We start from the raw sequence: 21446 nt of genomic DNA, 5'->3' as shown, positions 1-21446 counted from the left end.
CGTGCGCCGCCGCGCCTACGCGCCCTCACACCTTCCGGTTCCCGTGCGCCGCCGCGCCTCACACCTTCCGGTCCCCGTGCGCCGCCGCGCCTACGCGCCCTCACACTTTCCGGTCCCCGTGCGCCGCCGCGCCGCACACCTTCCGGTCCCCGTGCGCCGCCGCGCCTCACACCTTCCGGTACCCGTACGCCGTCGCGCCCTCACACCTTCCGGTACCCGTACGCCTCCTCCGCCGCCGCCCGCACCGCCTCCAGGTCCGCCCCGGCCGAGGCGCTGACCACCGCGGCCACCGCGCCCTCCACGAAGGGAGCGTCCAGCAGCCGTGTCCCGTCCGGGAGTTCGTCGCCCTCGGCGAGCAGCGCCTTCACCGTGAGGACCGCGCTGCCCAGGTCCACCAGGACGGCCACGCCCGCGCCCCGGTCCACGGAATGGGCCGCCCGCACGATGAGTTCCTCGCTGGTGCCGAGCCCCCCGTCGGGCAGCCCGCCCGCGGGCGCGACGGGTGCCGTGGCGCCGCCCCCGGCCAGGCCCACGGCCAGCTCCGCGACGGCCGCCGCGACCGCCGCGCTGTGCGACACCAGGACCACCCCGACCAGCGGGGCCGGCCCGCTCACGCGGCGGCCTCGGCCAGCGCGCCGATCAGCAGGGCCGACGAGGTCGCCCCGGGATCCTGGTGCCCCACCGAACGCTCCCCGAGATAACTGGCCCGCCCCTTGCGGGCGATCAGCGGCACCGTCGCGAGCGCCCCGGCCTCGGCCGCCTCGGCCGCCGCCGCGAACGACCCGCCCAGCGCCTCGACGGCGGGCAGCAGCGCGTCCAGCATCGTCTTGTCCCCGGCAGCCGCGCCGCCCAGCTGCGCCACCGCCGCGACCCCTGCGCCGAGCGCCTCGGCCAGCTGCTCCCGGCTCACCTCGCCCGCCTCCCCGAGCGCCTTGCCGGTGCGCCGCAGGAGCGTCCCGTACAGCGGGCCCGAGGCGCCGCCGACCGTGGAGATCAACTGCCGCCCGGCGAGGGCGAGTACGGCCCCGGGGGTGTCCGGTGCCTCCTTGTCGAGCACCGCCGTCACGGCCCGGAAGCCGCGCTGCAGATTGGCACCGTGGTCGGCGTCGCCGATCGCCGAGTCGAGATCGGTCAGCCGGGATGCCTCCCGGTCCACCGCGGCGGCGGTGGCGGACATCCAGCGGCGCGTGAACGCGGCGTCGAGCACGGCTCCTCCTTCAGGCATCGGATCAGCAACCCCAGCGCAGCGCGGGTGTGTTGACGGGTGCGTCCCACAACCGCAGCAGCTCCTCGTCGGCCTGACACAGCGTCACCGAGCAGCCCGCCATGTCGAGCGAGGTCACGTAGTTCCCGACGAGCGTACGGGCGACCGGGACACCGCGCTCGGCCAGCACCCGGTGCACCTCGGCGTTGAATCCGTACAGTTCGAGCAGGGGAGTGGCGCCCATCCCGTTGACCAGGAGCAGCACGGGGCTGGTGGGCCGCAGATCCTCCAGGACGACGTGCACGGCATAGTCCGCGATCTCCCGCGAGGTCATCATCGGCCGCCGCTCGCGCCCCGGCTCGCCGTGGATGCCGACCCCCAACTCCAGCTCGCCCGGCGGGAGTTCGAAGGTGGGGCCGCCCTTGGCCGGGGTGGAGCAGGCGGTCAGGGCCACGCCGAAGCTGCGCGAACTCCCGTTCACCTGACGCGCGATCGCCTCGACGCGCTCCAGGGGCCGCCCCTCCGCGGCGGCCGCCCCGGCGATCTTCTCGACGAACAGGGTCGCGCCGGTGCCGCGCCGCCCCGCCGTGTACAGGCTGTCGGTCACCGCGACATCGTCGTCGACGAGCACCTTGGCGACGGCCACGCCCTCGTCCTCGGCCAGCTCGGCCGCCATGTCGAAGTTCAGCACGTCACCGGTGTAGTTCTTGACGACGAACAGGACTCCGGCGCCGCCGTCCACGGCCGCCGCGGCCCGTACCATCTGGTCCGGCACCGGCGAGGTGAACACCTCGCCCGGGCACGCGGCGGACAGCATCCCGGGCCCCACGAAGCCGGCGTGCAGGGGCTCGTGCCCCGAGCCGCCGCCCGACACGAGGGCCACCTGACCGGCCACCGGCGCGTCCCGCCGGACGACCACGCGGTTGTCGACGTCGACCGTGAGTGAGGGATGCGCCGCGGCGATGCCGCGCAGCGCGTCCGCCACCACCGTCTCGGGCACGTTGATGAGCATGTTCACCATGACCTCCAGGGCGAGGCGTGCGGAGTGTGACCACTCCAGTATCACGCGACGCCCCCTCCCGGGACGGGGCCGGTCAGGGGCGCCGGGCCGGGCGGCCCGGCAGGGTCACTCCTTGCCCTCGTAGCGGCGCTCGAAGCGGGCGATCCGCCCCTCCGTGTCCACGGTCCTGGCCCGGCCGGTGTAGAAGGGGTGGCTCTCGGCGGAGATCTCCACGTCGATGACCGGGTAGGTGTTGCCGTCGTCCCAGTCGATGGTCTCCTCGCTCGTCGCGGTCGACCGGGTCAGGAAGGCGAATCCGGCCGCCCGGTCACGGAAGACGACCGGCTGGTACGAGGGCTGCTTGTCGCGTTGCATGGGGGCTCCGGGGGAGAGGGTTTCGGTCAGCGGTTCTCGCCGGACCGCGTGCTGGAGGGGTCCTCGTATCCGTCGAGGTACTCGGTGTCGTCCTCGTCGACGATGTGCATGGCGGCCTCCTCCGCGGAGGCCGCGGCGCCGTCGATGCCCACGTCGGTGGCGAGCATCCGGGTCTCGTCGTCGGGGTGGGCGCCCTCGTCGGGGGCCACCAGGCGTCCGGCGCGGGCGCCGCCGACCTCGTTGTCGCGCGGCTCGCCGTCGGTGTCCCACGTGTCGCCCATGCCGTCGCCGTCGGCCTCCGACACCTCGGCGACCTCGTCGGACAGGCGCTGCTCCAGGCTGTCGCCGCGCAGCCGCTCGGCCGCCGTCACACCGGCGCGCTCCACGGCCCAGGGGCGCTCCGGCGGCGAGTAGCCGACGTCCAGCGGGTCCGGCGGGCCGTCGTCCAGCGTGTCCTCGGCGCCCAGGAGGCCCTCGTCGTCCTGTACCTCGGACCCGTCGGGCTGGTAGACCTCGTCCCCCCACGCCTCACTGTCGACCACGGCTACCTCCTGGGTTGCGGCCGGTGGCTCGCACGCCGCGCGGTCCGATCCGGCAGCCGCTCCCAGTCTCGGCTCGCCCGGACCCCGGGCACCACCGCACGCGGGCCACCCGGGTGATCGCCGACCGCGTTGAACGTGTTCAATTCCGTGCGCTAGGGTCGCTCCCAGATCGAGGGGGCGCAATGAAGATAGTGATTCCCGGCGGTACCGGGCAGGTCGGAGCGATCCTGGACCGGGCCCTGACGGCCGCCGGCCACGATGTCGTGATCCTGACCCGACGGCCGCGTCGCGAGCGCGAGGTGGGCTGGGACGGCGAGACGCCCGGCGCGTGGGGGGACGTCGTCGACGGCAGCGACGTCGTCATCAACCTGGCCGGACGCAGCGTGAGCTGCCGCTACACCGAGGCCAATCTGCGCGCCATGATGGACTCGCGGGTGCGTTCGGCCCGGGTCGTCGGGGACGCGATCGAGGCCGCCCGGCGCCCACCGAAGCTCTGGCTCCAGATGAGCACCGCCACCGTCTACGCCCACCGTTTCGACGCGGCCAACGACGAGGCGAACGGGATCGTGGGCGGCGCCGAGCCGGACGTGCCCGGCTACTGGGGGTTCAGCGTCGAGATCGCCAAGGCCTGGGAGGCGGTCCAGGAAGAGGCCCGCACGCCCAGGACCCGCAAGGTCGCGCTGCGTTCGGCGATGGTGATGAGCCCGGACCGTGGAGGCGTCTTCGACGTGCTCCAGAATCTGGTCCGGCTCGGTCTCGGCGGGCCGGTCGCCGGCGGTGCGCAGTACGTGTCCTGGATCCACGAGCGCGACTTCGTCCGGGCCGTCGAGTTCCTCGTCGCCCGTGGGGACCTGGCCGGCGCGGTGAACCTGGCCGCGCCCGTTCCCTTGCCGCAGCGCGACTTCATGCGCGCCCTGCGGACGGCCCGGGGCGTTCCGGTGGGCCTTCCCGCGACGAGGTGGATGGCCGAACTCGGCGCGTTCGCCCTGCGCTCGGACACCGAGCTGCTCCTCAAGAGCCGCCGCGTCGTGCCGGGCCGCCTCCTGGACGCGGGCTTCACCTTCGAGCACCCCGAGTGGCCGGCCGCCGCCGACGACCTGGTGCGGCGTGCGCGGGCCGGGCGCGGGGGCCACAACTAGCCGGTGCGCGGGCGCAGTTGGGAACGGACGGAGCCGACGAGCACGAGCAGCCAGGCCGCCACCGCGATCCCCAGCACGACCGCGCCGAGTGGGTGCAGCGCGCCGATGCCGGTGGCGTCCGAGGTGGACAGGGCGGCCGCCGCCGTCATCCCGACCGGGAAGACCGTCGACCAGCGTCTGACGTCGTAGCGCGGGCGCGGCCGGTACACCTCGGCGCCGAGCAGTACCGCGCACGCGGTGACATTGAGGCCCAGCAGCACCAGAGCGGCGATCCGCAGGGCCGTGTGCGCGGCGCCGGTCCACAGCGGGGAGAGGGCCAGCTTCGACGCGGTGAGCGCGGAGATGGCCAGGGCGCCGCCGCCGATCCACTGGTCGCCCGCGCCGTCCCGTACCTCGCGGAGGTCGAACCGCACCAGGGCCTCGCCGTAGAGGACCAGGCCGAGACCGAACACGGCCAGGGCCGCCCACCCCAGCCACGCGACGCCGACCGCCGGCGACAGGGTCCCGGCGAGCACGCCGAGGCCCTGGGTGGCGACGCACACCAGGAACACCGCGCCCGGCATCCGGCGCTGCCAGTGGCGTACCACCGCGATCAGGAGCACCGGCCAGAGCGCGGCCGCCAGCGCGAGCAGGGCCGCCGCGGCCGTCTGCCAGCCGAGAGCCGAAAGCCGGGTGCCGAGCACCGTGGTCGCGGCGACGGCGGTGAGCGCGGGCGGGGTGTCCGCCTCGCCCGACCAGCGGTCCCGGTCACGCAGCAGCCTGGTGAGGAAGTCCCCGGCGAGCAGCAGCCACAGCGCGGCCGCGAGCACGAGCGCCACCCGCGAGAGCGCTTCGTGGCCGGTCAGGTGCAGCCCGACGGAGATGATCGCAGTGGCCATCACGGCGGCGCCGGCCGCCGGGGGCAGCTCTGCCCACCACCGGTTCGCCTGGCCGTCCATGGCCCCATCTCAACGCGGCCCGGTCCCGGTCGCCACCGCGGTGGCTTCCCGGCGGAGATGCTTGTACAGTACAACTGACAGAAGTTGTAAAAGCCAACCATTGGGTCGCGACCGCTCCCGGCCGACGATCCGATCAGAAGGGTCCTGTCATGTCCGCAGGCCACAAGGCCGGTAGGGTCGCCGCTCCGGGCGACGTGCGTACGGCGCCGTCGAACCCCGCGCTGCGACACGTCCTCACGCACCTGATCACCCCGCTCCTGATGTGCCTCGGCATGGGACTCGCCTACCTGGGCGCCTTCGCCACGCCCGAGCCGCACCACCTGCCCGTCGCGGTCGTCGGAGCGGGCCCCGAGGCGAAGGTGTTCGCGCAGACCGTGAAGGACGAGGCGGGCGACCAGCTCGACGTCCGCACCCTGCCCGACCGCGCCACCGCCGTCCACCAGCTCAAGGACCGGGACATCTCCGGCGCCTACGTCCTGGACGCCAGGGCCCCCGAACTCGTCGTCGCCTCGGCCGGGTCCGACATGAGCGCCACCGCCGTCGAGAAGGTCTTCACCCCGGCGGCCACCGCCCAGGGCGTCCCCCTCAAGGTCACCGACGTCGTCCCGCCGGTCTCCGGCGACCCGACGGGCTCGGGCATCTTCTTCCTGCTCATCGCCGTGAGCATCGGCTCGTACGCCTCGGTCGCCGTCCTCGGCGCGGCCGGCGCCGGGCTCTCGCCGCGGACCCGGGCGGCACTCGTGGCCGGGGTCTCCTTCGTGGTGTCCCTCATCGGAGCCGCCTTCGCGGGCCCGCTGTTCCACCTCGTCGACCACGGCCTGTGGGGCGTGTGGGCGATGTCCTGGCTGTACTCGGCGGGGATCCTCTTCCTCGGCGCCGGGCTGCACACCTTCCTCAAGCGCTGGACCACGCTCGCTGTGATGGTGCTCTTCGTGATGCTCAACTTCACGAGCTCCGGCGGCTTGTTCCGGCCCGAACTGCAGAACGGCTTCTTCGGGAGCCTGCACGCCTTCTGGAACGGCGCCGGCCTCGTCGAGGGCATCCGCGACCTCGTCTACTTCGACGGTCACGGCCTCGCCCGCAACGTGTGGGTGCTCGCCGCCTGGCTGCTCCTCGGCATGATCGTGACGGCGATCGCGGGCGCGGTCGAACGACGCCGGGCCCCGGCCGGGTCCGTCACCCCTGTCACCCCCGCATCCTCGGTGAAGGCTCCGGCCGCCCCACCGATGGAATCCGTCGAGGAGGCCGAGGAGGCGGCGGAAGAGGAGGAGATCGAGGAGACCGTCGGCGTCTGATCGCGCCCGTCCCCGCTCCGGGCGGTCCGGCCTCGGCCGGGCCGCCCTCTTCCCGGCCTGTGCCGTGCGGCCGCACCGGTCGCGCAACGCGCGGGCCGTCGACAGGGTTGGACCGGTACGCAGCGCGGGGGAGCGACAGCCGGGAGGCATGATGCCGAGCAGGAACACAGTGCGGGTCCGCCGCGTCTACGACCCGCCCGAGGAGGCGGACGGCGTACGCGTCCTCGTCGACCGGCTCTGGCCGAGAGGACTGTCCAAGGAACACGCGGCCGTCGACGAATGGCCCAAGGCCCTCACACCGTCGACGGAACTGCGCCGCTGGTACCACGAGGACCGCACCCGGTTCGCCGCCTTCCAGGAGCGGTACGAGGCCGAACTGGCCGGCCCCGAGCAGGTCGGCGCGCTCGACCGCCTCGCCACCCTCGCGAAGGACCGCACCCTGACCCTGGTCACCGCCGTGAAGGACATCGACCACAGCCATCTGCCGACGCTGCTCGCGGCCCTCGGGCGGAGCCGCCCGTCCGGGTGAACCCGGCGGGCAGTCGCTCGCCGTCTGGGCTAGGCATTACGCATGTCACCGATGTCACGGATGGGCGCCATCGACCGCCGCTGGTTCGAGCGGGTCGCGACCGCACGCCTGGCCGGCGCCGACCAGGTACTGCCCCGGCTGAGTCACGCGGCCAACCACGGCAAGCTGTGGTTCGCCGCGGCCGGGGTGCTCGCGGTGGCCGGCGGCCCCACCGCCCGCCGGGCCGCCCGGCGCGGGATCGGCGCCCTGGCGCTGGCCTCGCTGACCGCCAACACCGCCGCCAAGTACGCGACCCGGCGCCGGCGCCCGGCGATCGACGCGGTGCCGCTGGTGCGCCGCCTCGCGAAGGCGCCCGGCACCACCTCGTTCCCGTCCGGGCACTCCGCGTCCGCCGCCGCCTTCGCGGCCGGGGTGGCGCTGGAATCCAGCCGGTACGGGGCACTGGTCGCCCCGCTCGCCGCGGCCGTGGCGTTCTCCCGCGTCTATGTCGGCGTGCACTACCCGGGCGACGTCCTGGCCGGGTGCGCGCTGGGCGTGGCCGCGGCCGCCGTCACCTGCTACTGGTGGCCACCCCGGCCCCAGCCGCTGCACCCCCTGCACACCCGCGCCGCGGCGCCCGCACTGACCCGGGGCGAGGGGCTCGTGGTGGTCGTCAACTCCGGCTCCGGCAAGGGCGTTCCGGGCCGGCTGCCCGCCCAGGACCATCTGCGACTGCTGCTCCCGAAGGCCGAGATCGTCGAACTCGGACCCGGCGACGACCTCGGTGAACTCCTCGACGAGGCCGTCGCCCGCGCCGCACAGCTCGACCGCGTGCTCGGCGTGTGCGGCGGCGACGGCACCGTCAACGCGGCCTGCGAGCGCGCCGCCCGCGAGGGCCTCGCCCTCGCCGTGTTCCCGGGCGGCACCTTCAACCACTTCGCCCTCGACGCGGGCGTGGCCGCCTTCGAGGACACCGCGTACGCCCTCGAACACGGCGAGGCGATCCGGGTCGACCTGGCCCGGGTCAGGGACGGGTCGGGCGAGGACGTCACCGCGTTCGTCAACACGTTCAGCATCGGCCTCTACCCGGACCTGGTGCGGATGCGCGAGGGCATGGAGGGCCGGATCGGCAAGTGGCCGGCCGCGGCGATCGCCCTGGTCCGGGTGCTGCGCACCGCCGCTCCCCTCCGCCTCCAGGTCGACGGCCGTCCACGGGCGCTGTGGCTGCTGTTCGCGGGCAACGGCCACTACCAGCCCGAGGGGCTCACCCCCACACACCGGCCGCGCCTCGACGAAGGCCTCCTGGACGTACGGACCGTCGACGCCGAAGTGCGGCTCGCCCGCACCCGGCTCGTGGTCTCGGCCCTGGCCGGAGCGCTGCGCCGCTCCCACGTCTACCGGGGTGAGCGCGTCCGCTCGGTCCGGCTCACCGGCCTCGACAACGTGAACTCCCTCGCCTACGACGGGGAGACGGCGACCGCTCCGGACGCGCTGCTGCTCGACAAGGCGGACCGGGCGCTCATCGTCTACAGCCCCGCCGAACCGCAGGACGAGCTCGCCCAGCGCGCCCGCACCGCGACGGCCGCCATCGCCGCCGGTGCCACCGCCGCCCGCGCCCGTTCGTCGAACCCTTGACCCGGCTCAACTCGTCTGTGGAACACGTGAGGTGGAGGATCGCGCCACCGGCTCGGGCGGTGCGGGCTCCGGCAGCCGTCGGGTCAGGAGCCAGGCCAGTACGGGCAGGACGACGAGCGGGGCCAGAGCCGTGCGCAGCGAGGTCGCGTCGGCCGCGGCCCCGATCAGCGGGCTCGCCACCCCGCCCACGCTCACCGTCAGACCGAGCGTGACACCGCTCGCGGTGCCGATCCGGCTGGGCAGATAGTCCTGGCCGAGCGTCACCTGCAACGAGAACGGCACATACAGGGCGGCCGAGGTCAGCGCGACGAACAGATAGAAGGCCGGCCCGGGCACGAACACCACTCCCGCCACCGCCGGCACCGCGGCGGCGTACGACCAGCACACCACGCGTACCCGGTCCCAGCGCGCCGCGAGCCTGCCGCCCACCACGGTGCCCGCCGCACCGCCCGCGTACAGCGTGAACAGGGCCGCGGAACCGCCGAGTTGACCGACTCCGACCCGCTGACGCGCGTACAGCGCGACGAACGCGGCAAGGCCCACGAAGACCAGCGAGCGGCAGACCACGGCCAGACACAGCTTCACGAACGAGGCCCGGTCGTCCCGCCCGGCCACCCGGGTGGACCCCGCTCCGGCCCGGCCCGGCATCCGCACCGCCCGCAGGGCGAGCACGCACAGCACACTGCCGAGGGCGGCCGGAACCACGAGCAGCGGGGCCGCCCGCAGGCCACCCGTCCCGACCACCCCGGCGACGAGCAGCGGAGCGGTGGCGAAGCCGAGGTTGCCGCCGAGCGAGAACCAGCCCATCGCGGTGTGGCTGCCCGCGCTCGCGAGCCGGGCCACCCGGGCGGACTCGGGGTGATAGGCGGCCACGCCCACCCCGGACACGGCCACCATCGCCAAAGTCGTGGCGTACGTGCCGCCCCAGGCGCTCAGCGCGATGCCGGCCCCGGCCACCGCCGTACTCACCGGCAGCAGCCACGGCATCGCCCACCGGTCGGTCAGCGCGCCGAACAGCGGCTGGACGATCGAGGAGAGCAGCGAGGCGGCCAGCACGATCCCGGAGGCCGCCGCATAGGAGTAGGCGCGCTCGGCGACGAAGAACGGCACCAGGGCCGCCACCGCGCCCTGGTACACATCGACGCAGGAATGCCCGACGGCCAGCAGGAGCACCGGCCGCCCGGGCCCCGCACCTCCCCGGGCCGACGCCCCGCGCACCGGATCCCTCCCACGCCCGTCACGCTGTTCGTTTCGCACACACCGATGGTCGTCGGCGGCCCTGTTGTCGCGCTTCCGATAAATTGCCAACCGATGCCGAACATCCGCCACACGCCCGTCGCCCCCACCCGGGCCCAGCGGCTGGCCCCCGGGGACACCATCGACGCGCACCGCCACGACGACCACCAGATCGTCTACGCGGGGCGCGGCGTTCTCGCCGTGACGACCGAGGCCGGCACCTGGGTGGCCCCTGCCACCCGCGCCGTCTGGGTGCCGGCCGGGACCGTGCACGCGCACCGGGCGCACGGCAGCCTCGAACTGCATCTGATGGGGATCGCGGCCGACGAGAACCCGCTGGGCCTGGACGCGCCCACCGTGCTCATGGTCGGGCCGCTGCTGCGTGAGCTGCTCCTAGCCCACACCCGGGCGCCGCACGACGACACTCCCGAAGGTGCCCGCCTGCGGGCCGTGCTGCTCGACCAGCTGCGCGCCTCGCCGCAGCGGCCCGTCACCCTGCCCGCGCCCACCGATCCGCGCCTGGTCGCGGTGTGCGCGCTGCTCGAAGCCGACCCGGCCGACCGGCGCGGGCTCGCCGAGCTCGGCCGGCTGGTCGGCGCGAGCGAGCGCACCCTGACCCGGCTCTTCCGCGCCGACCTCGGGATGACGTTCCCGCAGTGGCGCACCCAGCTCCGCCTCTACCTGGCACTGCGGCTGCTGGCCGAGGGCGCCCCGGTCACCACCGTGGCCCATCGCTGCGGCTGGTCCTCGACCAGCGCGTTCATCGACGTGTTCCGCCGCGCGTTCGGCCACACGCCGGGCGCGCACAGCCGCTTGCGTTAGAGCACGCTCCAACTCGTAGCGTCTTGTTCATGAACAGCGCAGACAACGCAGCCAACATCCCCGCCGCCTCGTCCGGCGCCGAGACCACCGACGAGCGGTTCGAGCGCGGTCTCGCGCTGCTCCGCACCATCGGCGGCCAGGAGCACCCGGCGGTCCTGGACAGCCTGGCCGACATCGCGCCCGGCCTCGGCCACATGACCGTCGCCTTCGCGTACGGCGATGTCATGTCCCGCCCCGGACTCACCCTGCGCCAGCGGCAGATCGCCACCGTCGCGGCCCTGGCCGCCATGGGGAACGCGGCGCCCCAGCTGCGCTTCCACATCGACGGCGCGCTCAACGTCGGGGTCAGCGCCGCCGAGGTGGTGGAGATCCTCCTCCACACCGCGGTGTACGCGGGCTTCCCGGCCGCGCTCAACGGCATCGGCGCCGCCCGCGAGGTCTTCGAGAGGCGCCCGGACGTCGCCGCGGCGCCGGTCGACAGCGAGCCGCTGCCGGGTGACCGTTACGAGCGCGGCCTTGTCAAGCTGGCCGAGGTGGACGGGCACGCGGGCGACCAGGTCGTCGCCTCGCTGCGGGACATCGCGCCCGATCTGGCGCGCTACATCATCGAGTTCGCCTTCGGCGACATCTATACGCGCCCCGCACTCGACCTGAAGTGCCGCGAGATCGCCAGCGTCGCCATGTGCACCGCGCTCGGCACGGCCGCGGCCCAGCTGCGCGTCCACATCCACGGTCTGCTGAACGTGGGAGGCAGCCGCGAGGAGGTCATCGAGGTCATCACCCAGATGGCGAGCTACGCGGGCTTCCCCGCGGCACTCAACGGTATCGCCGCGGCACGCGAGGTCTTCGAGGAGCGCGGCGCGGGGGAGTGACCGGGGCCGGGAACGGGCCAGGGGCGGTGGCGGCGCGGCGGGGTGGCCGTACTCCTCGGCCTCCCGGCGGGCCCCCATCCGCTACAACTCGGCTCAAGCGGCCTTCTGGCCAAGGGAGCTCAAGCTGCCTTCTGGCAAAGGGAGTTGACCCGGAACAGCACCTGGAACAGGGACCTGGACGGAGACCTGAACGGAGGCCGGAACGGCAAGGTGCCGCGCCGCGGCTGCCCCGAAGGGCGCCGAGGGTGCTACTCTGCGAGCAGCACGTGTGTACGCCCCTTCTCGCGGCGTCCGTGCTCGTTTCCTCCCGGTGCCGCCTCCAGCGCGGCGCCCGCTGTTCCTCTCCCGGCCGTCGTACGGCCCGGACTTCTCCTGCGCCCGTCGCGCGAAGGGACCCCCTGTGCTGAGCACGCTCGAACACCCCACCCCCACCTCCACCCCCAACCGTCACGACCAGCCCACCAGGACCCCGCTCGCCGGCGTCCTGGACCTCACGGCCGGCCAGGGCAGGCTCCGGACCACCGGGTACGCCCCCGGCCCCGGCGACATCAAGTTCCCGCCCGCCCTCATCCGCCAACACGCCCTGCGCAAGGGCGACTTCATCGAATGCGAAGGCCCCGCGGCCGAGCGGATCGTGCGGGTCAACGGCCAGCCCGTCGAAGCGCTGCGCCGCCGCCCGCACTTCGCCGACCTCACCCCGCTGCACCCCGGGGAGCGGCTCCGTCTGGAGACCCGGTCCGACCGGCTCGCCACCCGGGTCGTCGATCTCGTCGCACCCGTCGGCAAGGGGCAGCGCGGTCTGATCGTCGCGCCGCCCAAGACCGGAAAGACCATCCTGCTCAAGGAGTTGGCGCAGGCCGTCGCCGAGAACCACCCCGAGTGCCATCTGATGGTGGTGCTGATCGATGAACGTCCCGAGGAGGTCACCGACATGCTCCGCTCGGTCCACGGCGAGGTGCTCGCCTCGACCTTCGACCGGCCGCCCAAGGAGCACATCGCGCTGGCCGAGCTGGCCGTCGAGCGCGCCAAGCGCCTGGTCGAACAGGGCAGGGACGTCGTGGTGCTCCTGGACTCGCTCACCCGTCTGTGCCGGGCCCACAACAACGCGGCCGGTCCGGGCGGGCGCACGTTGAGCGGGGGAGTGGACGCGGCCGCGCTGCACGGCCCCAAGCGCCTGTTCGGCGCCGCCCGGCTCACCGAGGAGGGGGGCTCCCTCACCATCCTCGCGACCGCCCTGGTGGACACGGGATCGCGCGCCGACGACTTCTTCTTCGAGGAGCTCAAGAGCACCGGCAACATGGAACTGCGGCTGACCCGCGCCCTCGCCGAGCGCCGGCTCTTCCCCGCCGTCGACATCACCCCCTCCGGCACGCGCCGGGAGGAACTCCTTCTGGAACCGGCCGAGTTGAGCGCCGTTCGCGGACTGCGCCGGGCGCTGCACCATCAGGACGCGCACGGCGCCCTGGAGGCACTGCTCGACAAGATGAGGCAGACCCCCGACAACGCGGCCTTCCTGCGACAGATCCGCCTCACCGCCTGAGCCCGCTCCCACTCGACAACCCCGGGCCGGACAAGCCGGACGGCGCCCCGCCGGGCGAGCCGGACGCGCCCGGCCGGGGACGCTCGGCAGCCCGGGGGCGCCGTCGGCGCGGCCGTCACCAGGCCGGGAGGCCCCTCAGGGAAGCAGCTTGTCGAGCGCGGCGGGCCCCTCGGCGGCCAGCTTGCGCTCGGCCCAGGCCAGATTCTCCGGGGTGACGTCCCGCCCGGACGCGAGCACGATGTCCTCGGCGGTGACCTCGCCCCCGGATCCCGTGTGCAGCAGGGCGTCGGGGGTCACGGGCTCGCGCGGGCTGGAATCGGACCGGTCGTTCATGCCGCCTCCTGTGTTCGTCCGGTAATGCACCATTCTCGCCCCCGCCTACCCGGGCCGCATCCGGCCCACACGCCTCATCCGCACGGTCGGACGGGGCCGGACTCAGGAGGCCGCGTACACCCGGCTCGCGTACGACGAGAACGCCTCGGCGGTGAGCCTGCGCGCCAGGTCCGCCTCGGTGATCATGCCGACCGGAGCACCGTCCTCGACCACCACGATCCGCCGGATCCGTGCCTCGCTCATCGCCTTGACCGCGAGCGAGGCGTCCGCGTCGGCGTCGACCGTGTGCACACCGCCCTCGGCCAGGTCGCCCGCGGTCACCTTCGCGGCGTCCTTGCCCGCGGCGAGTGCCCTGACGACGATGTCGCGGTCGGTGACGATCCCGGCCAGCTCGCCCGCACCGCCCATGACCGGCAGTGCGCCGATCCCGTGGTCGCGCATCAACTGGGCGGCCCGGTCGAGCGTTTCGGTCGCGGGGACGCAGCGGACGTCCGGGGTCATCAGGTCACGGGCAGTGGTCACGGAGGCCTCCGGTCCAGGGGTGCGCAGGGGGTGCGGGCCCGTCGCCCGCGCCTCGGCCATGCTCGCCGGGTGCCGGTCCTCCGGCGACCGCTCGGCGCCGATCGGGTGTCCGGCGCATCCCCGGGCCTGCTGGGCGGCCGGGCGCGGGATCGACGCTCCCCTTCCAGATTCTTGAAACACGTTCTACTGTGTGCGCCGCCGTACCGCGACCGTCCTGGAGGGGCCGTGCACCTCGAATACACGCCTGAGCAGCAGCAGTTGCGCACCGAGCTGCGGACCTACTTCGCCGAGCTCGTACCGGACAACGTCTACGCCCGGTACGCAGACCCGGCCGCCCAGAAGCGGTTCTACCGGGAGACCGTACGGCGGCTCGGCGGCGACGGCTGGCTGGGCGTGGGCTGGCCCAAGGAGTACGGCGGGCGCGGACTGAGCCCCATGGAGCAGTTCATCTTCTTCGACGAGGCCGCCCAGGCCGGGGTCCCGCTGCCGCTCATGGCCCTGAACACCGTCGGTCCGACGATCATGCAGTTCGGCACGGACGAGCAGAAGGCGTACTTCCTGCCGAAGATCCTCTCCGGCGAGATCGACTTCGCCATCGGCTACAGCGAGCCCGACGCCGGGACCGACCTCGCCGCGCTCAAGACGCGCGCGGTGCGCGAGGGCGACGAGAACAGCGGCACGTACACCGTGAACGGGCAGAAGATCTGGACCACCAACGGAGACACCGCCGACTGGGTCTGGCTCGCCGTCCGCACCGACCCGGACGCTCCCGCACACAAGGGCATCACGATGCTCCTCGTACCCACCTCGGACCCCGGCTACAGCTGCACCCTGATCAACACCCTCGCCTCCCACGACACCACCGCCAGCTACTACGAGAACATCAAGGTCCCCGCGTCGCGCCGGGTCGGCGCGGAGAACAAGGGCTGGCGGCTCATCACCAACCAGCTCAACCACGAGCGGGTCACCCTGGCCGCGCACGGCACGATGGCGATCCGGGCCCTGCACGACGTCCAGCGCTGGGCCGCCGGCACCAAGCTCGTCGACGGCCGCCGCGTCATCGACCTCGGCTGGGTCCGCCGGAACCTCGCCCGCACCCATGCCCGCCTGGACGCGATGAAGCTCCTCAACTGGCAGATGGTCAACGCCGTCCAGGAGGGCACCCTCACCCCGCAGGACGCCTCCGCCGTCAAGGTGTACGGGTCGGAAGCGCGCCGGGACGCCTATGCCTCCCTCATGGAGGTCGTGGCGGCCGCGGGCCCGATGAAGGAGGGCTCGGCCAAGGCCGTCCTGCACGGCGAACTCGAACGCGGCTACCGCTCGGCCGTGATCTTCACCTTCGGCGGCGGCAACAACGAGATCCAGCGCGAGATCATCGCCTGGATCGGACTGGGGATGCCCCGCGTCCGGCGCTGACGGCCGGCGGCCATGAGCGTCCGGGGGGCGTGGGCGTGGGCGTCGTCGAGCGAAGGGGATCCCACGCGATCGGATCCCACGCGATCGGCCTCCGCGCTCCGGGCTGTTCCCTGGAGACGTGATCCTCCGGACGGTCAGGCGCGGCCGGCCGGGGCGCAGGGCCGCTGGATGTCCTCCGGGTGGGCCGTGCACAGCACGGCCTCCTCGTAGGCGACGGTGCCTGCCGCGACGAGGGCGTTGACGCCCGACTCCAGGGTCTGCATGCCGTCACGGTGGCCGGTCGAGATCATGTTGCGGATCTGGCGGGTCTTGCCCTCGCGGATCAGGTTGCGGATCGCGGAGGTGGCGACCAGCACCTCGAAGGCGGCCACCCGGCCACCGCCGGTCCGGGGGATGAGCGTCTGGTTGAGGATGCCGACCAGGGTGTGCGCCAACTGGAGCCGGATTTGCGGCTGTTGCTCGGCCGGGAACACGTCGACGATGCGGTCCAGGGTCTGCGAGGCGTCGTTGGTGTGCAGCGTGGCGAACACCAGGTGCCCGGTCTCGGCGATGGTCAGGGCCGCGGAGATGCTCTCCGGGTCGCGCATCTCGCCGAGGAGCAGGACGTCGGGATCCTCGCGCAGGGCCGAGCGCAGCGCGGCGGGGAACGAGTCGGTGTCGGTGCCCACCTCGCGCTGGTTGACCGCCGACCGCTTGTGCCGGTGCAGATACTCGATCGGGTCCTCGATGGTGAGGATGTGCACCGACCGGTGCGTGTTCACGTGGTCGAGCAGCGCCGCCAGGCTGGTCGACTTCCCCGATCCGGTCGGCCCGGTCACCAGCACGAAGCCGCGCGGCAGGCCCGCCCACCCGATGACGACCGGAGGGAGCCCGAGCTGCTCGTACGACGGCACCTCGAACGGGATGATCCGCAGCGCCAGCGCCGACGCCCCGCGCTGCACGAAGGCGTTCCCGCGCAGTCTGGCCCGCTCCCCCCAGCTGAACGCGAAGTCGACCTGCTTCTCCCGGCGGAACCTCTCCGTGAGGTCCTCGCCGAGCACTCCGGTCACCAGACGGTCGACCTCCGGCTCGGTCAGCGGAGCCCCCTCGACCGGCCGCAGGGCGCCGTCGACGCGCAGGAACGGCGCCGATCCGGCAGTGAGCAACAGGTCGCTGCCGCCCCGCTGCCACAGCTCGCCGAGCAGCTGGTCGATGATCGCGGAATCCGGCCCGGACATGGTGGTCTCCAAGGTGGTGTGCTCGCTCATGGCAGGACCGTCCACTGCTTGACGGTGCCGGCGTGGCCGTCGAAGGACACGGCGGCCCGGACCAGCGGGCCGGACAGCAGGTCGATCCCGGTGCCGCCGAGGTGCTCGGTCGCGCCACCGCTCCCGGCGGTGACGGTGTAGGTCAAGGTCAGCCCGGCCACCTGGGAGGCTCGGGTCAGGCCGCACGGTGCCAGGTCGAGCCGGTCGGCCACCGGGCCGCCCGGGCCGGGGTGGACCGGTACGTCCAGTGAGCGCTCGACGCCGGCACAGGTGCTGCCCGGAAAGTCCACCGACAACTTCACCGCCTTCACGTCCCCGTCGTCGTGGTGCGCCACGTGCAGGACGACGTGGTCGAGCGGTCCGGTCCCGGCCGGTTCCGGCTGGGTGTAGCCGCCGAAGGTGAGGGAGGCTCGGCCCCCGCCCGCGATGGCGGCGTCCGTGACGTCGACGGGCGCGCCGGGAGCCGGGGTGGTGAACCCGGTGCTCGCGGTGACCGACGCCGGTCGTGCGGTCACGGCCGGATAGGTCGTGAACAGCACCGGCTCCGGCGGGATTCCGATCACCGGGCGGAGGTATCCGGCCGCCGGACTGATGCCGAGATCAATGGTCCGGGCGACGATGCCGCGGGTGACGACCTGCGAACCGACCTGGCTCATCGACAGGTCGACGGCGGCGGTCGGAGCGTAGACCGTGCCGTTGACCACCAGCCGGCTGTGCTCGGTGGTCGTGTCGGCGTCGTCGGTCGACTTCAGCACCGCGCAACGGCTGCCCGTGGTGAGGCAGCCGGACAGGGCCCTGATGGACGGGGCCCGGAACACGATGTCGAGCTCGACGCCGTCGAGCCGGTCGGCCGCGGCGGTACCGCCCGTGGCCAGCCTCGCCGCATAGTCCACCGCGAGCCCGGACAACTGCTCGCCCTGGGTGATCCCGCAAGCGCCGAGGTCGACGACGTCGACACCGAGTGCCCCTTGATGGGCGGTCAGGGCGTGGCTCGCGTCGCAGGCGGTACCGGTGCCGGAGACGGTCAGCGCGGTCGTGGGAGGCTGCTTCGGCGCGGGCGGCGCCGGGTTGGTGTCGTCGTCCTGGTGGGCTACGCGCAGGACGACCTTGTCGATCACCGCCCCCGCCGGCAGGGGCAGCATCGCGAACCCGCCGGCCCGGACCGACGCCGACGGGGTGGCCGTGGAAAGCGTCGCGGTCGAGGCGGTGGCGTCGATCGCCCGCGCGTTCTCCGGGTCGGGGAACGCCGCGGCGGTGGGCGTCGCGGCGCTGATCGCCGTGGTGGGCCGTACCGGGAGCGGCGGCCGGTGGGCCAGTTCCAGGGTGACGCCGTCGAGCTGATCGGTGGCGGTGGTGCCGCCGGCGCCCAGGGTGGCGGTGTACGTCACGACCAGGCCGGTCAGCTGGGCGGGATCGGTCAGCCCGCAGGTGGCCACCAGGTCCAGGGTGTCGGTGGCCAGGCCGCCCTGGTGCACGGCGAGATTCCGCGCGGTGGTGCAGGAGCGGGGTAGGCCGGGCCCGGTCAGGGTGACCGCGGCCGTCGGCGGCGGCCCGCCGGCCGCCCCGGGATCGTCGCGGTGCGCGACGTGCAGCAGCGCCCCGTCCAGGACCGACCCGGGCGCCACCGCGGGGGCGTCGTAACCGCCGAGTCCGATGCTGGCGGTCGGCGTCGTCACCGGGTCGAGGGTGGCGCGGGCCGTGTCGGTGCCGTCGATCGCCTCGGCATCGGCCGCGTCGGTGAACGTCGTCGACTCCGCGCTCGTCGCCGGCCGGGGCGCCGGCGGGTCGTAGACGACTTCGAGCCATATGCCGTCCAGGGAATCGGAGCCCGTGGTGCCACCCTCCTTCAGCCCGGCGGTGTAGGTCGCGGTCAGTCCGGTCAGCTGCGCGGGGTCGGTGATGCCGCAGGCCTTGAGGTCGACGCGGTCGTCGCCCAGTACGGCCCGCGCGGTGAGCGGCAGCCGGGCGCAGCCGTCACCGCCGCCCGCGGGGGCGACGTCGATCCCGGGCGCCGCCGCGTCGCCGCTCTCCCGATGGGCCACCCGCAGCACGGCGGAGTCGATCGTCGACCCCGGCGGCAGGGGCGGCTGCCCGAACCCGGCCAGGGTGATCGACGCGGGCCGGGCCCCCGGGGTCAGATCGGCGCCGGCCGCCAACGAGGTCGGCTGTTCGCCGATCTCCAGGGCGCTGCCGGGATCGGTGAACCCGGTCGACGCGGTTACGGCGGTGGGCTTGAACGTGGTCGGCGTACGGTAGCTGACCTCCAGCCGGATGCCGTCCAGTCGTTCCGTGGCGGCGGTGCCGTCGGCGTCCAGGGTGGCGGTGTACGTCACCGTCAGGCCGGTGAGCCGATCCGGGTCGCCGAGCCCGCACGCGCTCAGCAGGTCGATCGGGGGATCCAGGGCGAGCGCCGGGTGCCGGGGCAGGTTGTCGGTGCGGCAGGCGTCCCCGCCGACCGCGGTGGTGACCTTCACCGCGCCGGGGGCGGCCAGGTCGCCCTCGTCCTGGTGCTCGACCCGCAGCGTCGCGCCGGTGATGACCGATCCGGGCGGCACCCGCGGGGTGAAGCCCGCGAGCCGCATCGAGGCCGACGGACGTGTCGCCGGATCGAGGACGGCGTCGGCCGTGCAGCCCGCCGTGCCGGTCGGCTGCGAACACCCGGGCAGGGTCGGCCGTTCGCCACCGGTCAGGGCATGGTCCGGGGCGGTGAAGCCGGTGTTCGTGACCACGGCTGTCGGCTTCAGGGTGTGCGACGGTTTCGGTGGCTGGACCCCGTACACCGCCACCTGCTGCGCGCCCGGAGCCACCGGGGCGCACAGTTCGGCGTGACCGCGGTCGACCCGGAACTGGCTGCCGCCGCCCATCATGACCTCGACGCCTTCGGGCCGGGTCCTGTCGCACGCCCCCGGGCTGGGGACGGCCGGGCGGGTGGGGGCTGCGGGGGCCCAGCCTGCCGGCGTGCCGCCGACCACACTCACCGTGGGGTCGTCGACCGTCCAGAGCGCGGTGCCGCCGGTGAAGGTGAAGTCGAAGTAGTAGATGCCCGGTTGGAGCCACACGACGACGTTGTGGCAGTCGCCGCCGGTGAGGCGGGTGAGGGCGTGGGCATCGTCGTAGTAGCCGGGCCGCAGCCGCACCAGCCAGGAACCGGGGTCGGGGCACGCGGGCACCGCCCGGCGGGGCGGGACGGCCGTGGCGGGCGGGGTGTAGTCCGGGTCGGCGCCCAGGACCTCGTCGGCGGGAGTCGACGGGGTGTCGTTGGCGCAGTCGTGCGCGTACGGCCCCTGGGTCGGGGGGAGTTGGGTCTGCGACACGGCACTGGAGCAGTCGCCGACGGCGGACACGTCGCCGGACACCGCCATCGAGGCGCCGGCGCCGGTGGTGATGTTCGAGCGGGAGAACACGCTGCCCTGCACACGCACCCCCTGCGCGGTCACGTTGACGCCGTCCTTGGCCGCCCGGCCCAGGCTGCGCAGCGCGTCCTGCGGTTGGGTCGCGCGCGTGGTCGCGGGCGACGTGTTGAGGGGGTCGCAGTGGACGATCATCTGCCGGCCGTTGATCGGCGGGGCGGTGTAGTCGGCACACGGGTTGCCCTGCGAGAAGTTCTTGATCGCGAGCTGTGTGGCACCGTCCGCGCTGTAGCTACGCCTGCCCTGGTCGACGTACACGCCCGCGGCTTTCAGCCCTGTGCCCGCGAAGGACAGCACCGCCACGGTCACCAGGCCGAAGACGACGACGAAGACCAGCGCGAGTATCAGCGTCGCGCCCTGTTCGTCATCGTCGCGCGGGCGGCGCGGACACGGGCGGCCGGTCAGGACGAACCGCGGATACGGGCGGCCGGTCATGACGAACCGCGGGTACGGGCGGGCGGCCACGGTGAGCCGCGGACTCGGGCGGCCGGTCATGACGCGCTCGATCGTCGGACGGCGGTGAGGGCCGTCGGGGGTGCGGCGGGGTCGCTCTGCACGGTCAGCGTTACCTCCATGGGCGAGGTGCACAAGGTCTCGGCACCACAGCTCAGAGTCACCGGATGGGTCGATGCGGCAGGGTCGAACCGGCCCAGCGACGTGGTGACGGCACCTGCGTCGGTGCACGTCACCCGGCTGAGGGCGCCGGTCGGCCGGTCGTAGCTGTAGACGGTGTCGGTGCCGGGCCGGCTCAGGTGGACGATCACGTCGGCGACGCCGCATGCGGGGGCGGTCGTGACGTTGTCCGCGCTCTGCACGTCGCCGTAGAAATAGCGGTTGAGCGTGCCCAGCGCGCTGGTGGCGGCCACCCGCTTCTCGGTACCCGTGGTGAACCGGAGTCCGAGGATGATCGCCTTGGGCAGCAGGGCCCCGACGATGCCCACGATGACGATCGTGACCAGCAACTCGGTCAGGGTGAACCCCAACTCCGAGCGTTCGGCGTGCCGTTGAGCCGTCATGACGGCATCGGCTCCCGCTTGACCACTTCGAGGGTCGCGTCCCTGACGGGGCGGGCGCCGGTCCGGCGCACGGTGAGTGTCACCTTCTGCACTCCGGTATCGGCCGTCGGGCAGGGCTCGCCGAACGCACCCACCCCGTCCCAGTACTCGATCCTGACGGTCACGGTGTACCCGGGGGGCGGGGCCGGAGTCCGGTAGTCACGCGCGCAGGACACGTACGGGTCGCTGACGACCTGCTCGGCGGCGCTGCGGACGACCGAGTCGGCGGTGGTCACCTTCGCCTGGGTGGCCGAGCTGATGATCGCGGTGCCGATGCCCCCGAGGATGGTCACGAAGGCAACCCCCATGAGCACCACGGCGACGAGAACCTCCACCAACGTCTCGCCCTCTTCGCCG

At 73.5% G+C, this 21446-nt stretch carries 21 protein-coding genes; 8 read left to right on the top strand and 13 right to left on the bottom strand.

The features are described 5' to 3' along the window. Positions 1 to 200: 200 nt before the first annotated feature. From ACFYNP_RS14150 to ACFYNP_RS14130, 5 genes are all read right to left on the bottom strand, one after another. Positions 201 to 614: a PTS-dependent dihydroxyacetone kinase phosphotransferase subunit DhaM gene (locus ACFYNP_RS14150; RefSeq protein ID WP_388785491.1), complete on the bottom strand. Its 414-nt coding sequence runs from the start codon at positions 612 to 614 to the stop codon at positions 201 to 203. Beyond that, positions 611 to 1207, bottom strand: a complete 597-nt coding sequence (gene dhaL, locus ACFYNP_RS14145; RefSeq protein WP_388412899.1) for a dihydroxyacetone kinase subunit DhaL — start codon at positions 1205 to 1207, stop codon at positions 611 to 613. The genes ACFYNP_RS14150 and dhaL overlap by 4 nt, the downstream gene beginning before the upstream one ends. A gap of 22 nt (positions 1208 to 1229) precedes the next feature. Then, entirely contained in the window at positions 1230 to 2222 is a 993-nt protein-coding gene (gene dhaK / locus ACFYNP_RS14140) for a dihydroxyacetone kinase subunit DhaK (protein ID WP_388785798.1), read from the bottom strand. Positions 2223 to 2330: 108 nt separating this feature from the next. After that, a complete protein-coding gene (locus tag ACFYNP_RS14135; protein ID WP_167160010.1) occupies positions 2331 to 2579 on the bottom strand; it encodes a type B 50S ribosomal protein L31 in 249 nt (82 codons plus the stop codon). A 26-nt stretch (positions 2580 to 2605) separates the two neighbouring features. Beyond that, positions 2606 to 3121, bottom strand: coding sequence for a DUF5709 domain-containing protein (locus ACFYNP_RS14130; RefSeq protein WP_388785489.1), 516 nt, complete (start codon positions 3119 to 3121; stop codon positions 2606 to 2608). 182 nt (positions 3122 to 3303) lie between these two features. Here ACFYNP_RS14130 and ACFYNP_RS14125 point away from each other — a divergent pair, with 182 nt between their 5' ends. Continuing rightward, positions 3304 to 4260 carry a TIGR01777 family oxidoreductase gene (locus tag ACFYNP_RS14125; RefSeq protein WP_388785487.1) on the top strand — a complete coding sequence of 319 codons (957 nt, stop codon included), beginning with the start codon at positions 3304 to 3306 and terminating at the stop codon, positions 4258 to 4260. Here the strand turns inward: ACFYNP_RS14125 and ACFYNP_RS14120 are convergent. Further along, the gene (locus ACFYNP_RS14120) at positions 4257 to 5198 is read right to left on the bottom strand and encodes a tellurite resistance/C4-dicarboxylate transporter family protein (RefSeq protein ID WP_388785485.1); all 942 of its coding nucleotides are present in this window, start codon (positions 5196 to 5198) and stop codon (positions 4257 to 4259) included. The two genes, ACFYNP_RS14125 and ACFYNP_RS14120, sit on opposite strands and share 4 nt — an antisense overlap. Before the next feature lie 149 nt (positions 5199 to 5347). Here ACFYNP_RS14120 and ACFYNP_RS14115 point away from each other — a divergent pair, with 149 nt between their 5' ends. From ACFYNP_RS14115 to ACFYNP_RS14105, 3 genes are all read left to right on the top strand, one after another. Continuing rightward, entirely contained in the window at positions 5348 to 6493 is a 1146-nt protein-coding gene (locus ACFYNP_RS14115) for an ABC transporter permease (protein WP_388785484.1), read from the top strand. A gap of 151 nt (positions 6494 to 6644) precedes the next feature. Next, complete coding sequence (locus tag ACFYNP_RS14110) at positions 6645 to 7022, top strand: DUF488 domain-containing protein (RefSeq protein WP_388785796.1); 378 nt, start codon at positions 6645 to 6647, stop codon at positions 7020 to 7022. A gap of 51 nt (positions 7023 to 7073) precedes the next feature. Then, positions 7074 to 8636 (top strand): bifunctional phosphatase PAP2/diacylglycerol kinase family protein, encoded by a 1563-nt coding sequence (locus tag ACFYNP_RS14105; RefSeq protein ID WP_388785794.1) that lies wholly within the window; start codon positions 7074 to 7076, stop codon positions 8634 to 8636. Positions 8637 to 8642: 6 nt separating this feature from the next. Here ACFYNP_RS14105 and ACFYNP_RS14100 read toward each other — a convergent pair whose 3' ends face one another. After that, positions 8643 to 9854: an MFS transporter gene (locus ACFYNP_RS14100; RefSeq protein WP_388785482.1), complete on the bottom strand. Its 1212-nt coding sequence runs from the start codon at positions 9852 to 9854 to the stop codon at positions 8643 to 8645. 93 nt (positions 9855 to 9947) lie between these two features. On the opposite strand from ACFYNP_RS14100, the gene ACFYNP_RS14095 reads away from it, so the two are divergent. The 3 genes from ACFYNP_RS14095 (at position 9948) to rho (ending at position 13106) form a co-directional block, all read left to right on the top strand. Further along, a complete protein-coding gene (locus ACFYNP_RS14095; protein WP_388412890.1) occupies positions 9948 to 10694 on the top strand; it encodes an AraC family transcriptional regulator in 747 nt (248 codons plus the stop codon). 29 nt (positions 10695 to 10723) lie between these two features. After that, positions 10724 to 11566, top strand: a complete 843-nt coding sequence (locus ACFYNP_RS14090; RefSeq protein WP_388785480.1) for a carboxymuconolactone decarboxylase family protein — start codon at positions 10724 to 10726, stop codon at positions 11564 to 11566. Between the two features lie 400 nt (positions 11567 to 11966). Beyond that, entirely contained in the window at positions 11967 to 13106 is a 1140-nt protein-coding gene (gene rho, locus ACFYNP_RS14085) for a transcription termination factor Rho (RefSeq protein ID WP_388785478.1), read from the top strand. A gap of 135 nt (positions 13107 to 13241) precedes the next feature. On the opposite strand, the gene ACFYNP_RS14080 is transcribed toward rho, so the two are convergent. Together ACFYNP_RS14080 and ACFYNP_RS14075 are read right to left on the bottom strand one after the other, a co-directional pair. Next, the gene (locus ACFYNP_RS14080) at positions 13242 to 13439 is read right to left on the bottom strand and encodes a hypothetical protein (protein ID WP_100573042.1); all 198 of its coding nucleotides are present in this window, start codon (positions 13437 to 13439) and stop codon (positions 13242 to 13244) included. Positions 13440 to 13541: 102 nt separating this feature from the next. Then, complete coding sequence (locus ACFYNP_RS14075) at positions 13542 to 13961, bottom strand: CBS domain-containing protein (RefSeq protein WP_388412884.1); 420 nt, start codon at positions 13959 to 13961, stop codon at positions 13542 to 13544. Positions 13962 to 14186: 225 nt separating this feature from the next. On the opposite strand from ACFYNP_RS14075, the gene ACFYNP_RS14070 reads away from it, so the two are divergent. Next, positions 14187 to 15377 carry an acyl-CoA dehydrogenase family protein gene (locus ACFYNP_RS14070; RefSeq protein ID WP_388412882.1) on the top strand — a complete coding sequence of 397 codons (1191 nt, stop codon included), beginning with the start codon at positions 14187 to 14189 and terminating at the stop codon, positions 15375 to 15377. 134 nt (positions 15378 to 15511) lie between these two features. On the opposite strand, the gene ACFYNP_RS14065 is transcribed toward ACFYNP_RS14070, so the two are convergent. Genes ACFYNP_RS14065 through ACFYNP_RS14050 form a run of 4 tightly spaced genes read right to left on the bottom strand, consistent with a single transcriptional unit; the run spans position 15512 to position 21424 of the window. Continuing rightward, on the bottom strand, positions 15512 to 16624 hold the full coding sequence (locus ACFYNP_RS14065; protein WP_388412880.1) for a type IV pilus twitching motility protein PilT: 1113 nt from the start codon (positions 16622 to 16624) through the stop codon (positions 15512 to 15514). Next, complete coding sequence (locus ACFYNP_RS14060; RefSeq protein WP_388785476.1) at positions 16621 to 20529, bottom strand: hypothetical protein; 3909 nt, start codon at positions 20527 to 20529, stop codon at positions 16621 to 16623. Before ACFYNP_RS14060 ends, ACFYNP_RS14065 begins: the two co-directional genes overlap by 4 nt. After that, positions 20526 to 21050 carry a type II secretion system protein gene (locus ACFYNP_RS14055; RefSeq protein WP_388785475.1) on the bottom strand — a complete coding sequence of 175 codons (525 nt, stop codon included), beginning with the start codon at positions 21048 to 21050 and terminating at the stop codon, positions 20526 to 20528. The genes ACFYNP_RS14060 and ACFYNP_RS14055 overlap by 4 nt, the downstream gene beginning before the upstream one ends. Further along, complete coding sequence (locus ACFYNP_RS14050) at positions 21047 to 21424, bottom strand: type II secretion system protein (protein ID WP_388785792.1); 378 nt, start codon at positions 21422 to 21424, stop codon at positions 21047 to 21049. Before ACFYNP_RS14050 ends, ACFYNP_RS14055 begins: the two co-directional genes overlap by 4 nt. Positions 21425 to 21446: the final 22 nt, after the last annotated feature.

Origin of the sequence: Streptomyces sp. NPDC006691, from assembly GCF_042869955.1 — a bacterium.
Classification (GTDB): Bacteria; Actinomycetota; Actinomycetes; order Streptomycetales; family Streptomycetaceae; genus Streptomyces.
The sequence above is the reverse complement of the archived record's forward strand: the minus strand, read 5'-3'. Positions and strand labels throughout refer to the sequence as shown.

Bases quoted from the DNA above. Each gene is read 5' to 3' on its own strand.
- ACFYNP_RS14125 (WP_388785487.1), top strand. From the start codon at position 3,304: ATGAAGATAGTGATTCCCGGCGGTACCGGGCAGGTCGGAGCGATCCTG.
- ACFYNP_RS14060 (WP_388785476.1), bottom strand. From the start codon at position 20,529: ATGACCGGCCGCCCGAGTCCGCGGCTCACCGTGGCCGCCCGCCCGTAC.
- ACFYNP_RS14095 (WP_388412890.1), top strand. From the start codon at position 9,948: ATGCCGAACATCCGCCACACGCCCGTCGCCCCCACCCGGGCCCAGCGG.
- ACFYNP_RS14055 (WP_388785475.1), bottom strand. From the start codon at position 21,050: ATGACGGCTCAACGGCACGCCGAACGCTCGGAGTTGGGGTTCACCCTG.
- ACFYNP_RS14090 (WP_388785480.1), top strand. From the start codon at position 10,724: ATGAACAGCGCAGACAACGCAGCCAACATCCCCGCCGCCTCGTCCGGC.
- ACFYNP_RS14065 (WP_388412880.1), bottom strand. From the start codon at position 16,624: ATGAGCGAGCACACCACCTTGGAGACCACCATGTCCGGGCCGGATTCC.
- ACFYNP_RS14110 (WP_388785796.1), top strand. From the start codon at position 6,645: ATGCCGAGCAGGAACACAGTGCGGGTCCGCCGCGTCTACGACCCGCCC.
- ACFYNP_RS14080 (WP_100573042.1), bottom strand. From the start codon at position 13,439: ATGAACGACCGGTCCGATTCCAGCCCGCGCGAGCCCGTGACCCCCGAC.
- ACFYNP_RS14115 (WP_388785484.1), top strand. From the start codon at position 5,348: ATGTCCGCAGGCCACAAGGCCGGTAGGGTCGCCGCTCCGGGCGACGTG.
- ACFYNP_RS14135 (WP_167160010.1), bottom strand. From the start codon at position 2,579: ATGCAACGCGACAAGCAGCCCTCGTACCAGCCGGTCGTCTTCCGTGAC.
- ACFYNP_RS14105 (WP_388785794.1), top strand. From the start codon at position 7,074: ATGTCACGGATGGGCGCCATCGACCGCCGCTGGTTCGAGCGGGTCGCG.
- ACFYNP_RS14120 (WP_388785485.1), bottom strand. From the start codon at position 5,198: ATGGACGGCCAGGCGAACCGGTGGTGGGCAGAGCTGCCCCCGGCGGCC.